Below are 12878 nucleotides of genomic sequence, written 5' to 3'. Positions count from 1 at the left end.
AAAGGTAAATATGTTATTATTAGTTGTACACAAAAAGCCGCTTAATTTAAGCGCTAAATTTACGGTCACTGGAGGCAAACTGAATGAATATTGCAGTTATTTTTGCTGGCGGAGTTGGTATGCGGATGCGCAGCAAGGACCGACCAAAACAATTTTTAAATATGCATGGCAAACCGATTATTGTGCATACCCTTGAGTTATTTGAAAATCATCCTGACATCGATGCGGTTGTAGTTGCTTGTATTGAAGATTGGATTCCACATTTGCAAAAGCTGTTAACTAGATACAACCTCAAAAAAGTTAAAGAAGTTGTGCCTGGCGGAAAAACGGGGCAGGCCTCAATCTATAACGGCTTATGTGCAGCTGAACGCGTAGCTGATGGCAAAGAGGCAATCGTTTTAATCCATGATGGGGTACGTCCTTTGATTAGAGAACAAACGATTACGGATAATATCAATTCAGTGAAGGCACACGGCAGTGCCATCACGAGTGTTCCCGTTAAAGAAACGGTGTTAACGGTTGGTGAAGATAATAAAATTGTGGCGATTCCTGACCGCTCCATGTCACGTTTAGCGCGCGCACCGCAAAGCTTTTGGCTTAAAGATATTTTAGGCGCGCACCGCCAAGCTTTAGCTGAAAAGAAGGGCGACTTTATTGATTCATGTTCTATGATGCAATATTATGGACACCAGCTTTATTTAATTGAAGGGCCACAGGAAAACATCAAGATTACTACGCCGGATGATTTCTATACGATGCGCGCTTTGCTTGATGCCAGGGAGGATGAACAAATTTATGGCCTCGACTAGTGTGTTAACAGAAGATTTTGAGAACCTGCTTAATTCTGAGCTTGATATAAGCCGTTTAAAAAATAAAAGTCTGGTGATCACCGGGGCGACTGGTTTAATCGGTTCCTTGCTGGTAAGGTTTTTATTGTATGCCAACCGCAAACGAAAGCTTAATTTGACAGTCTATGCGTTAGTCAGAAATGAGGCTAAGGCGCACAACTTATATGGGTCTTTGCTTAATGACGAAAGTTTGCAGTTGGTGGTGCACGATTTAAAGACAGCCGCGGCCGTAAATATCGAAGACAGGGTCGATTTTATTATCCATGCGGCCGCAGTTACGGCTTCGAAAGTTATGGTGCAAGACCCTGTGGGTACTTTTGAAGTGGCGCTTAAAGGCACCAAGAAAATGCTTGAATTAGCCCGGCAAAAAAAGGCGCGGATGGTGTATATTTCTTCCATGGAAATTTACGGTCAGCCTAAAAATACTACTAATACCACGGAAGAGGATCTGGGCTTTATTGATTTAACCAACCCCCGCAGCTGTTATCCTGAAGGTAAAAGAGCCTGCGAGTGTTTATGCACAGGCTACAGTGCGCAGTATCAAGTGGAGGTTGTTTCAGCCCGCTTGGCGCAAACGTTTGGTGCCGGTGTTTTGCCGAGTGAAAACCGGGTTTTTGCACAATTTGCCCGCAGTGCTTTAAAGCATGAAGATTTAATCTTGCATACGCAGGGGTTATCGGAAGGTAATTATGTCTATACGGCTGATGCTGTTAAGGCCATTTTGATGCTGCTGTACTTGGGACAGCCGGGTCAAGCTTACAATGTGGCTAATGAGCACAGCCATTTGACCATTAAAGCTATGGCAGAACTTGTGGCGCAAGTGTTATCTGAGGGCCAGTCCCAAGTTGTGATTGATGTGCCGCAGAATAGTGCCAGTCTAGGCTATGCCCCTGATGTCAAAATGAAGCTGAATTCTAAAAAGCTCCAGTGCCTCGGCTGGAAGCCGACAGTGGCTTTACCTGAAGCCTACCTGAAGCTGGCGCAGTGGTTTGAAGAAATAAAAGCTTAAAAGCAGTAAATTATTTACTGCTTTTTCTATTAAGCAGAAAGGTCAGATAAGATGTTTCCAGAAAGAATGCGGGCTTTGCGCCTAGGAAAAAAATTAACGCTAAATGAATTGGCACAGGGCTTAAATCAGATGCAGGCCAGGTACATTAAGAAGGCAAAAACAGCGACGCAGTTGAGTAAATGGGAGTGCGGCATTAATACGCCGTCTTACCTTGATGTGAGACAACTGGCTGAATTTTTTGGAGTATCCGCTGATTATTTACTGGGACGCGGGTATGAAAATTTTGATTTAGCTGAAATTTTAGCATCCAATGCTGAAGTTGAATTTGCGGCTAAAAAATTGACGGCAAGTGAAAAAAGTGAATTGTATGCCTTGATTAAGGGCTTTTTGTATGGCCGCGAAGAGCAGGCTAAGCCTAAAAAAACGGCAATTCAGCTTGAATTAGGGGATTTAGATGAGTAAAAAAATTGTTTATAATCTTTGTTTGAATGCCATGGGGGCTTTGTTGTATGCGGTGGCGATTAACGGCTTTTTAATTGCCAACCACTTAGGTGAAGGAGGGGTGACCGGTTTGATGACCTTGGGATATTACCTTTTTCACATTGCGCCGGGATTGACTAATTTATTGTTAAACGGCTGTTTGCTGCTTTTAGGCTGGAAATTGTTAAGTAAGCAGACTGTGTTTTATACGGTATATACGATTGCTCTTATTTCTTTATTTTTAAAAATCACCGTCACGCTTAAGTTTAATTTACAAGAGCCTCTGATTGCGGCTTTAATCGGCGGAGCTTTAATGGGGGTAGCCATGGCTTTCATTATGAAAGGTGAAGGCACTTTAGCCGGATCGACCATTTTAGCCAAGATTGTCAATAAATTCTTTGGAATCAAAACAGGGTCTGCCATGTTGTGTTTTGATTTGATGGTAGCGATCCCATCTTTTGTAGTCATCGGCTTTGAAAATATGCTGCTGACTATTATCGAGTTATATCTGTCGGCCGTACTATTAAACCAATTCTTGGATAATTTTGTCGCTAAAAAGCAGCTGATGATTGTGTCGGATAAAACCAATCTTTTAGCGCAGCACTTATCTTTGATTACAGGGACTGGGGTTACTTTGGTTAAAGGCAAAGGGTACATCAGTCAGCAGGAAAAAGAGCTTTTGTATTTGGTGTGTGAGGCCAAAGATTTAGTGAAGGTAATGGGTGCTATCAAAAAAGTTGACGAAGTTGCTTTTGTAGTGGTTGAGGACGTCAAAAGCGCTTATGGGCGTGATTTGTTAAGGATTTTGTAGTTGTCTGTAAATTATTTGTAAAGATGCATAATGCAGCTGGCAGATATGGTATGATGTGGATAACTTATTAAAAGGAGGGTCATTGTTGTCGATACTAACTAAGTTGTATGGACCATTTTTTGACTTAAATAATTGGAAAACAGTTGTTGAATCGGGCTCAGATTGGATGATTATCCTCTCTTTGGTTTTGATTGAATGTTTGCTGTCAGTGGATAACGCTATTGTTTTAGCTGCGCAGACACAAAAATTGCCTGATAAAGTTCAACAAGAAAAGTCGTTATTTTATGGCTTATGGGGCGCCTATATTTTCCGCTTCATTTTGATTGGCTTAGGCTCTTATTTGATTAATTTTTGGGAAATTAAGGTTTTGGGGGCAGCTTACTTGATGTACCTGTCTTTGAACCACTTCTATAAAATGCGTCATCCCGAAAAAGTTCATCATAAGGAGCACAAAGAAAAGAAAAGAAGGTTGCCGCTGTTTTGGTCGGTGGTGATTTCCATTGAAATGATGGATGTCGTCTTTTCAATGGATTCCATTTTAGCTTCATTGGCGATTTCCTCTAATCCAGTTATCGTCTTAATTGGTGGGATGATTGGTATCCTGTGTATGCGGGGAATTGCCGAAGTTGTCATGAAGTTAATGGAAATTATTCCTGAACTGGAAGTGACGGCCTATGGGTTGATTGCGCTGATTGCCATTAAACTCTTCTTGACCATTCCAACCATCGATATTGAAATTCCAGCTGCTTTATTCGGCGGCTTGGTTCTTTTAGCCTTAGTGCTGACGGCTGTAGTACACAAAGTAAAAAATTAAGATTAAAAGCTATCTTGTTTGAGATAGCTTTTTTAATATATTGACAAAAACTTATCTATTCATTAAAATTTTTCAGTATGCTTTACAAAAATTTATAAAAAGGTAGAGGCGTTTTTCATGGAAAATGAAACAAATAAAAGCTATATCAGCTGGCCGGTCTTAGCTATGATCGGTTTTGTGACAATTATTGGTTTTGATGATATTTTATATCCTTTGCAAAATCAAGGCTTGTCGGTGGTCTTTTCTTGGATTTTCATGGTCTTTTTCTTTGTTGTTCCATATGAAATGTCCGTAGCGCATTTGGGGTCTGTTTTTAATGGTCATCAAGAAGGCGGTCTGGCTTCGTGGGTCAGACACAGTACCCACAGTGATGCTTTAGGTTATTGGACAGCTTGGATGTATTGGGCTGCTTGCCTGCCATATATTGTTGACGTGGCTAACTCAACGATTGTTTCTTACAGTTGGCTGCTTTTAGGCGATAATAGTTTAAGCAGCCGGATGTCAAGTGTGTGGTTTGGGATTTGGACTTTTGTTATTATTTTGATTTTTATCTTATTGGAAAACTTTTTCAAAAAATCACTGCAGGTTATGGCCACAATTGGTGGGGTGTCAATGTTTGTCATGACTATTTTATTTGTAGTGATGACCGCATGGACTTTGCTTAATGGCGGCCACATTGCGACCCAACCCTTTAACCTTAAGGCATTTATCCCTAAATTTACGCCGGGGTATTTTTCAACAACTGGTTTATTGATGTTTGCGGTTTGCGGGGCTGAACTGGTGGCGCCTTACTTGACCAGAATGAAAAATCCTAACCGTGATTTCAAAAAATCAATGATTTTGATTGCTTCGATGACAGCTTTTTTGACGGTTTTTGGAACTTTTTCACTAGCAATTTTCTTTGATGCCAATAATTTGCCGCATGACCTCAAAATGAATGGTTCATATTATGCCTTCCAATTATTGGGTGAACGCATGGGCCTGGGTGATACCCTGATGTATGTTTTTGCAGTAGTACAGGCGGTTTATATGATGGCGCAATTAGCGGTTTTTTTGGATTCAACCAGCTGGGTTTTAGCAGCTGATACGGCAGCTAACTTTATGCCAAAATGGATGCTGAAGCGAAACCGTAATGGCCGTCCAATTCACTCTTATGTGTTGACGACCGGTTTATGCCTGTTTTTACTTTTACTTTCAGGAACTTTGCCTGATATTAATGCGGTCTTTAACTGGTTGCTTAATTTGAATGGAATTGTCTTTCCTTTCAAAAACTGCTGGTTGTTTTTGGCCTTTATCTGCGTGCGTTTGCATCAAGAACAGTTTCCTTCGCAATTTGTTTATATTAAAAATCAAAAGGGTGCAATCGCAATGGGGACTTGGTGCTTTGTCTTTTCACTGATTTGTGCTATCATGAGTTTCTTACCTCAAGATGTAACCTTTGGTACGGGCGCTTGGAACCATCAATTAATTTTGAATTTCTTGTCAGTCGGTGTTTTGTTCGGCGCAGGCTGCTTGATGCCATTTTTAGCATGGCTAGAAAAAAGACAGGCGCCAGAAGCCTAATTTAGAAGAGCTGAGGTTATTCTCAGCTCTTTTTTTAAGGAGGAATTTGATGCTGATTTCACGGTTAGCTTTTTTATTGCCTTATGAAGTTAAAATGTTGCAAGCAAGCGATGCGGAAGCAATTTTAATTTTGCAAAAGGGTCATCCTAATTATCATACTTACTTGCTGGACCATCCAGTCACCAAGGCTGATATTTTAACTGATTTAACTAGTTTGCCGGACCGTAGCAGGGCCGCTGATAAATTTTATTTAGGTTTTTATCAGGACAAAAAATTAATCGCATTGGTTGATATAGTGCTATCTTTTCCTGACAATTTATCTGCTTGGCTGGGGCTGATTATGGTGGACCAGGCCCTAGTTAAGCAAGGAATAGGTCAAACGATTATTAAAGCTTTAAAGCACGCTTTAAAGCGCGAAGGGTTTAAGCAATTGTTAGCAGCACCTTTTTTAGATGAAGCGATGCAAAATTTTTTTGCCCAAGCTGGTTTTGAAGTGCAGGGCAAGATTTTATTGGGCAATAAGGCAGACGGAACCCCGGTAGTCGGCCTTTTGCAGCAAACCAGCCTCACTGATTGATTTGTTGGTACAAATAAGTTATATTATGAGTATGAAAACGTTTAAGAGAGGTTATTAAAATGTATAAAATGTTAGTATGCGACTTGGACGAAACGCTGCTTTGCGATGATAAAACCATCGGGACTCATACGGTTGAAATGATTAAAAAAGCAGTTCACAGCGGATTGAAATTTGTACCGAACACGGGCCGAAGTTTTATGTCAGTCCAAGATAACTTGCGGGAGTTAGGCTTAAGCGGTCAAGCCGGCCAATACGTCATTTCCTATAATGGAGCCACCATCGTTGAAAATAAGGCTAACCGAGTTGTGCAAACAGCACCGTTAGCTTTTGAAATGATGCAAAAACTCTTTGAACTCGGCTATCTCAAAGGCCTATGCGTACATGTTTATACGGTTGACGAACTTTATATTTGGAATATGAACCAAGCTGAAACAGATTATTTGACGGGACGGGTGCCGTCTTGGCAAGAAATGGAAGATCCAAATTTGGATTTTTTGGAAAATCAGACAATCACGAAGATTATTTTTCATGTTCCCGCTGAAGCAGACCGGATTGCATTTCGAAAAGAAGCACAAGCTTTGCTCACAGAGCCGCTTAACATTGCTTTTTCATCCGATCGCTATGTGGAATTTAATGATTTAAAGGCTGACAAAGGGCAGGCTGCTTTAGCTTTAGGTGCCAAATTAGGCATTAAGCCTGATGAAATTATTGCCGTGGGCGACAATGGTAATGATTTGCCAATGATTAAAGCGTGCGGTTTAGGTGTTTGTGTGGCCAATGGGCGCCAATTTGTAAAAGACGTCGCTGATTATACGACGGAAAATGATAATAACCACGATGCTGTCGCTGAAGTGATTGAAAAATTTGTGCTATAGTAGTAAGGGTGCAATCGTGAGCGCTTATAAGGCGTAAGCTAAGCTTAAAACGGCGACGTGGGGCTGTAAGCCCCCAAGCTGTTTGTGCTTAGATTTAGCCTTATGCGAACGATTGCCCGACTAAGAAAAGCCCGACTAAACCAGGGTGCTTTGGCGAGCGGTTATGGGCTGTATGACAAGCGGACTGCGACGAAGCGGGGCTGTCAAGCCCCCGAGGAGTAGTTCCTTGTCACTAAGCCCATGCGACCAAAAGCCCGACTAAACCAGGGTGTTTTGGCGAGCGGTCATACGCCTGTAGACTAAGCTCGTGGTAGCGCGGGAATCGGTACGATTCCAAGCGGACACAGCTTAGACGTAGGCGTATGCGAGCCAAATCCTGACTAAACCAGGGTGCAATCGTGATTTGCACCTTTTGCGGTAATAGAAAATAATTTAAGAGGTAACAAGATGGCTAAAAAAAGTACAGCCCAAACTTTTGCTGATGATGTTCAAAAAGCGCCGCTGGTAGTGGCCGATTTTTGGGCTGAGTGGTGTGCTCCCTGCAAAATGATGGAACCTGTGTTGCAACAATTAGAACAAGCCTTTCAACCAGAAATTGCAGCTGGACAAATCAAGTTTTTAAAAGTTGATGTGGAACACAATCAAGAGTTAGCTTTAAAGCAAAATATTATGAATATTCCAGCCCTATTGATTTTTAAACATGGTCTTGCTAAAGAAAAGGTCACGGGATACCGGAAATATAGTGATATGCAAGCATATTTAAAGCAAAAATTGACTGAGATTTAACAAGGACGAAGTTTTTTCGCCCTTGTTTTTATTTGCTAGGCGTGTATATTGGTATAGGAGTGATTTTATGAAGATTAAAGAAAATGCTAGTGTTTTTATCTTTGCTATGCTAGGTGGCATTTTAAGATATGTCATCAGCAGCCGCTTGTTAGCCTGGGGAACGCTGCTGGTTAATCTGGCAGGCTGCTTTATGCTGGCGTTTTTAACGTATTACCTGCTGCAAAAATCGAACTTTCCTGCTTGGCTGCAAACGGGCTTAGGTACCGGGATGATTGGTGCTTTAACCACTTTTTCCACCTTCGCCTTTGAAACGAGCCAATTTATGCAAGCTGGCCAGCTTATGCTAGGTCTTATTTACTGGCTGTTAAATAGTCTTGGCGGGTTGCTTTTAGCTTGGTTGGGATATTTGACAGCAAAGAAGGTGGCAGTATGATGATGGTAGCTTTTGGCGCTGGTTTGGGCGCTTTAGTGCGGTATAATTTGACAAATATTTACAAAAAGCATGCACATACGGTTTTTCCATGGATAACGCTAATCATTAATTTGAGCGGGGCCTTTTTATTAGGACTTGTTAAAACCACTGATGCAGCCCTTTTTTTAGGAACAGGCTTTTTAGGCGGGTATACGACTTTTTCAACTTATAATACCGAGCTTTTGGCCTTAATCCAAGATAAATATTACCGCCAAGCCGGCATATATTTTGTTATTAGTGCCTTTTTAGGACCATTATGTGCTTTTTTAGGCTGGTATTTGGCGGGTATGCTAAAATAGAAGCAGATTAAGTTAAAGGATGTTAAATATGAAAATTGCGGTATTAACGGATAGTTCCGCTGCCATTAGTAAAAAAGAAGCGCAGGCTTTAAAGGTTACAGTGTTGCATTTACCGCTGAGCGTTGGCGGTAAAATATATCATGAAGGCTTGGATATTTCGGATGATCTGCTGATAAAGCAAGCCCGTTTAACGGCAAGTGTGTTAAGTCTAGGTCAGAATTCTTTAGCAGAGATTGATGCAGTAATCAATAAGTTGGCGCAAGCGGGCTATGATGCTTGCTTAGCTATCCATTTAGCATCAGGGTTATCAGCTTTAGGGGACAGCTTGCAAACTTATGCGCAAAAGAAAAACTGTCCCATAAAATTAGCGGTTTTTGATGCTAGAACAAGCGGTTTACCCCTGAAAAGGCAAGTCGAATATGCTAGCCAGCTGGTGCAGGCCGGTGAAAAATTAGATGATATTTTATTGCAATTAGCCGTTTTTCGCAAAAAACAGGCGACTTATTTGCTCATAAATGATATGAAACCTTTGTTGCAAAAAGGCTCTTTGGCAGGCCATGTTCCCGGTGTCATCCCCAATAAGGCTTTAATGACCTTTGATCAGCAGGGAAAATTACTTTTGGTTGATCATCTTGTGCGAGTAAAACCATTTTATGCGGCAATTATGGCTGATTTTAAGCGACAGCTGGCAGCTGGCGGCCAGAAACCTTTAGTTGATGTGATGTTTGAGCCGCAAGCGAGAAAAACGGCCCAAAAATGGGTGCAAATCATTAAAACTGATTTGCCCACAGCTGATATTAAATTAGCCAAAATGCGGCCGTCATTGGTCTCTTATAGTGGTCCACAAAGTATTTTATTTGCCTTATCTGTTAACGATATATAAAAAGCCCGTTAGCTTTTTAGCTAACGGGCTTTTTTTATTTTTCAATCCAGCCACCATCAATCGGAACGGTAGCACCGTGGATATAATCTGCAGCTGAGCTGGCCAAAAAAAGCGTTAGATCAGCTACTTCTTTGGGAGACGCCCATCTTTTTGCTGGGGTCAAAGAAGCAACTTCTTTTGCCATTTTAGCATCTCCTTCAAAATCTTTTTTATTCATCGGGGTATTGATGGCACCAGGTGCAATTGCGCAGGCTCTGATACCCTGAGCTGCATAATCTAAATCCAGCTGCTTGGTGTAGCCGATGATGGCGTGCTTTGATGCAGTGTAGGCTGCACCGCCTCCGCCAGCTACTAAGCCGGCAATGGAGGCCATATTAATCACAACCCCATGTCCGTTTTCAAGCATTTTAGGCAAGAGCAGATTTGTTAAGCGGAAAATGCTTTTTAAATTAGTATTGAAGACTTTATCCCATAAGGCTTCACTTGTCTCTAAGGTGGGCGTATAAGCGTCTAAGATGCCTGCCGTATTAAGTAAGATATTACAAAATCCCATTTTAGCAGCGACCAAGTCGGCTAAATTTTGAATGCCGGCCAGGCTAGCCAAATCCCCTTGGGTAAAGTAAAAAGTTTGCGGGTATTGATGTTGAAGCTGGCTGACAGCGTTATTTTGTTGAATATCGCTGGCGCAGACGACGGCACCGGCGGCTAAAAAAGCTTGCGCCTGTGCTAAACCAATACCTGAGGCAACGCCTGTAATAACCACCTTTTGAGCTTGATAATCAAAATATTTCTCCATTAATTTACAAACTCCCAATCGTCCGCCAAAACGTCACAGGACGTAGGCATAAATTGAGATAAGGCTGGTTGTTCTTTGGTTCTAATCATCAAATAAGGGTTGATAAGTTCACCATTTAAAGTATCCCCAGAGACAACAAAAATATATTCTTCACTATCTCCCCAGCCTTGGGTGCGCACTGCTTTTTTGCCGGCTTTAAGTCCAGGCAAAACTTTTTCAAATGTCATAAAACCCCTCCTAATGATTAATTGAATTGGTTATTAGTCAGTTAAATCAAGTTTAGAACTCAAAATGTAAGTAATCACAGCACCGATAGCTGTAGCAATGAATTCACCGATGCCAACGGTTAAATAAGTCATCCAAAATGGTGCTTGGCTGACGATGTGCAATTCTAAAGCAACACTCCATGACATCAGGGTGCAAACAGCAACACAGATAGCTAACTTAGCCGGTACGGATGAAACTCTTTTAGATAAGAAATAACTTAAACTAGTCATAACTACTGTTCCCAAAGTCCCGAAGACGATATCAACGATACCTAAAGGAGACCATAAGTTAGCGATAAAACAACCTAAAGTAACGGCTGCGATATAGCGCTTATTGAAAACCGTGAAATTGTTGAAAATTTCTGAAAAACGGCATTGGATAGCTCCATAACTTGGGCTAACAAAAGTTAAAGCGACATACAACGCTGCTACTAAGGCAACTTTAGCGAGTTCAGAAACTCGTGATTTAGTGTTTGACATAAAAATAAAACCTCTTCCTAGTTTTTTATTACGGTGGGATGGTTACGAACCACCGTGTGCTAAAGCACGAAAACAAGTATAGCGGTAAAACAGGACTTTGGCAAGTAAACTTATAGAAAAACATTAAGTTTAGTTTAAAAAAATTCAAAAAATGTTCAAAAGTGTTACGTAGCATAGTTACTATATTATGGATTATTATTTTATCAATTAGAAAAATGAAGGGGGATTGACGTGAAAAATAATCATTTTAAATTAGGATTTGCCACAGGTGCCTTATTGTTTGCTTTAGGTGTGAATACGAGCCTAGTTCAAGCGGATAGCCAGCCTAATTTAACGACTCCTGAAGTACAGGAAGTTAATTTACATAAAAATAACGCCTTAAAAAAGACGACGATTAGGTCAATTTTAAGCGCTTGTGATTCATTTTCAATCGGCAATTCCAAGTATACTCGCGGGGATGCTGTTGACGTTTCGTCATATCAAAGTAAATTGACGTTGACTCATTATAAAGTTATGAAGAATTCCGGTGTTAAGACCATTATCGTGAAAGTTTCAGAAGGAACTTACTATAAGAACCCTTATGCCAAAACCCAAATTGCTAATGCTAAGGCTGCTGGGTTGAAAGTAGCTGTATATCATTATGCTACTTTTGGCAATTCATCAGCAGGGGCTTCCGAAGGCCGCTACTTGGCCAGTGCCATGAAGAGTTTAGGCCTTGCTAAAAATACCTTGGTCTTTGCCGATATGGAAGATTCTACGACCATGAAATCACAGGTTAAAAACGGCCTTAATTCTTTTTGGTCAGCATTAAACAGCAACGGTTATACTAACCATGGGGTTTATGTTTACCAATCCTATCCTTACCGCGATGCCGTCATTTCAACGGTAGGTAAGGCGCGCACTTGGCTTGCACAATATCCATATTCACCAACAAGAGGCGGATATTATGAAACGCAATGGAAAAATCAAGGCTACGGCGCTTGGCAATTTTCATCTACGGCCCATGTTTATGGTTATTGGAATTTAGGCAATCTTGATTTGTCAACTGATTTTAATGGTTTATTGACCAACGGTTCGTCTACTACCACTACTAATGGTTGGGTTGGCAATAAATACTACAAAAACGGCAAAGCTGTTACCGGCCAGCAATACATCAGTGGCAAGTGGTATTTATTCGATAGCAACGGCAATAAGTTAACCGGCTTCCAATATATTGCCAGTCAAAAGAAGACCTGCTACTACAATAGCCAGGGTCAAATGCTTTACGGTCAGCAATATATCAATAAGCACTGGTATTTATTCGATAAAATAACAGGTGCGATGAAGACCGGCTTCCAAAACTTATCTGCCTATGGTCAAAATAAAATCTGCTACTACAATAGCCAAGGTCAAATGCTTTATGGCCGCCAATATATCAATGGCAGTTATTATTATTTCAACCCTACCACTGGGGCAGAGTTGAAGAATGGTTTCGTCACTATCAATAATAAGACTTATTATTTTGGCAGTGATGGCAAAGAAATCTTCGGCAAGCTCGTTTTAGGGGCAAAGACCTATGTTTTTGATGCCAAAACCGGTGCTTTGACCAGCAGTAGTAACAATAGCCGTGTTACCGGCTGGCAAACAATCAGTGGTAAGACTTATTACTATCAAAATGGTAAGGCTGTAACGGGAGTTCAAACAATCAGCGGCAAGACTTACCTGTTTGATGCTCAGGGCGGTTTACAAAAAAATGGGTTAAAGACTTGGAATAAAAAGACTTATTATGCAGGTGCTGACGGCGTTTTACAGTCAGGACAAAAACTTATAAATGGTAAATGGTATCTCTTTAGTAAAACAGACTATACCATGCAAACCGGCTTCCAAAACTTATCAGCTTATGGCCAAAATAAGATTTGCTATTACAACTGGCAAGGCCA

16 protein-coding genes and 1 riboswitch are annotated in these 12878 nt (G+C 41.0%); of the genes, 13 read left to right on the top strand and 3 right to left on the bottom strand.

Annotated elements, in window-relative coordinates; all coding sequences use genetic code 11:
• Positions 1-83 precede the first annotated feature (83 nt).
• The 12 genes from BMX26_RS00080 (at position 84) to BMX26_RS00025 (ending at position 9417) form a co-directional block, all read left to right on the top strand.
• On the top strand, positions 84-809 hold the full coding sequence (locus BMX26_RS00080; protein ID WP_075529444.1) for an IspD/TarI family cytidylyltransferase: 726 nt from the start codon (positions 84-86) through the stop codon (positions 807-809).
• Positions 784-1857 (top strand): NAD-dependent epimerase/dehydratase family protein, encoded by a 1074-nt coding sequence (locus tag BMX26_RS00075; protein WP_225355170.1) that lies wholly within the window; start codon positions 784-786, stop codon positions 1855-1857. The genes BMX26_RS00080 and BMX26_RS00075 overlap by 26 nt, the downstream gene beginning before the upstream one ends.
• 51 nt (positions 1858-1908) lie before the next feature.
• Complete coding sequence (locus BMX26_RS00070; RefSeq protein WP_075529442.1) at positions 1909-2319, top strand: helix-turn-helix domain-containing protein; 411 nt, start codon at positions 1909-1911, stop codon at positions 2317-2319.
• Positions 2312-3148, top strand: a complete 837-nt coding sequence (locus BMX26_RS00065; RefSeq protein ID WP_075529441.1) for a YitT family protein — start codon at positions 2312-2314, stop codon at positions 3146-3148. The genes BMX26_RS00070 and BMX26_RS00065 overlap by 8 nt, the downstream gene beginning before the upstream one ends.
• 85 nt (positions 3149-3233) lie before the next feature.
• Positions 3234-3962 (top strand): TerC family protein, encoded by a 729-nt coding sequence (locus BMX26_RS00060; protein WP_075529440.1) that lies wholly within the window; start codon positions 3234-3236, stop codon positions 3960-3962.
• Between the two features lie 117 nt (positions 3963-4079).
• Entirely contained in the window at positions 4080-5525 is a 1446-nt protein-coding gene (locus tag BMX26_RS00055) for an APC family permease (RefSeq protein ID WP_075529439.1), read from the top strand.
• Positions 5526-5574: 49 nt separating this feature from the next.
• A complete protein-coding gene (locus BMX26_RS00050) occupies positions 5575-6102 on the top strand; it encodes a GNAT family N-acetyltransferase (RefSeq protein WP_075529438.1) in 528 nt (175 codons plus the stop codon).
• A 59-nt stretch (positions 6103-6161) separates the two neighbouring features.
• Complete coding sequence (locus BMX26_RS00045; RefSeq protein WP_075529437.1) at positions 6162-6977, top strand: Cof-type HAD-IIB family hydrolase; 816 nt, start codon at positions 6162-6164, stop codon at positions 6975-6977.
• Positions 6978-7424: 447 nt separating this feature from the next.
• Positions 7425-7763, top strand: coding sequence for a thioredoxin family protein (locus BMX26_RS00040; protein ID WP_075529436.1), 339 nt, complete (start codon positions 7425-7427; stop codon positions 7761-7763).
• A gap of 67 nt (positions 7764-7830) precedes the next feature.
• Positions 7831-8196 (top strand): fluoride efflux transporter FluC, encoded by a 366-nt coding sequence (locus tag BMX26_RS00035; RefSeq protein WP_075529435.1) that lies wholly within the window; start codon positions 7831-7833, stop codon positions 8194-8196.
• On the top strand, positions 8193-8534 hold the full coding sequence (locus tag BMX26_RS00030) for a fluoride efflux transporter FluC (RefSeq protein ID WP_075529434.1): 342 nt from the start codon (positions 8193-8195) through the stop codon (positions 8532-8534). Before BMX26_RS00035 ends, BMX26_RS00030 begins: the two co-directional genes overlap by 4 nt.
• 28 nt (positions 8535-8562) lie before the next feature.
• Positions 8563-9417 carry a DegV family protein gene (locus BMX26_RS00025; protein WP_075529433.1) on the top strand — a complete coding sequence of 285 codons (855 nt, stop codon included), beginning with the start codon at positions 8563-8565 and terminating at the stop codon, positions 9415-9417.
• Between the two features lie 34 nt (positions 9418-9451).
• Here BMX26_RS00025 and BMX26_RS00020 read toward each other — a convergent pair whose 3' ends face one another.
• From BMX26_RS00020 to BMX26_RS00010, 3 genes are read right to left on the bottom strand one after another with little or no spacing between them, the layout of a single operon-like run.
• On the bottom strand, positions 9452-10213 hold the full coding sequence (locus BMX26_RS00020) for a 3-oxoacyl-ACP reductase (RefSeq protein WP_075529432.1): 762 nt from the start codon (positions 10211-10213) through the stop codon (positions 9452-9454).
• Entirely contained in the window at positions 10213-10440 is a 228-nt protein-coding gene (locus BMX26_RS00015) for a DUF2829 domain-containing protein (RefSeq protein ID WP_075529431.1), read from the bottom strand. Before BMX26_RS00015 ends, BMX26_RS00020 begins: the two co-directional genes overlap by 1 nt.
• Before the next feature lie 33 nt (positions 10441-10473).
• Positions 10474-10959 carry a QueT transporter family protein gene (locus BMX26_RS00010; protein ID WP_075529430.1) on the bottom strand — a complete coding sequence of 162 codons (486 nt, stop codon included), beginning with the start codon at positions 10957-10959 and terminating at the stop codon, positions 10474-10476.
• Between the two features lie 11 nt (positions 10960-10970).
• Positions 10971-11018, bottom strand: a riboswitch (PreQ1 riboswitch).
• A gap of 172 nt (positions 11019-11190) precedes the next feature.
• On the opposite strand from BMX26_RS00010, the gene BMX26_RS00005 reads away from it, so the two are divergent.
• A partial coding sequence (locus tag BMX26_RS00005) for a GH25 family lysozyme (RefSeq protein WP_075529429.1) occupies positions 11191-12878 on the top strand: 1688 nt, incomplete at its 3' end.

Source organism: Ligilactobacillus sp. WC1T17, from assembly GCA_900110005.1.
In the GTDB taxonomy this organism is placed as follows: Bacteria; Bacillota; Bacilli; order Lactobacillales; family Lactobacillaceae; genus Ligilactobacillus; species Ligilactobacillus ruminis_A.
Note: the sequence above shows the minus strand (reverse complement) of the source record. Positions and strands in the feature narration are given on the sequence as shown.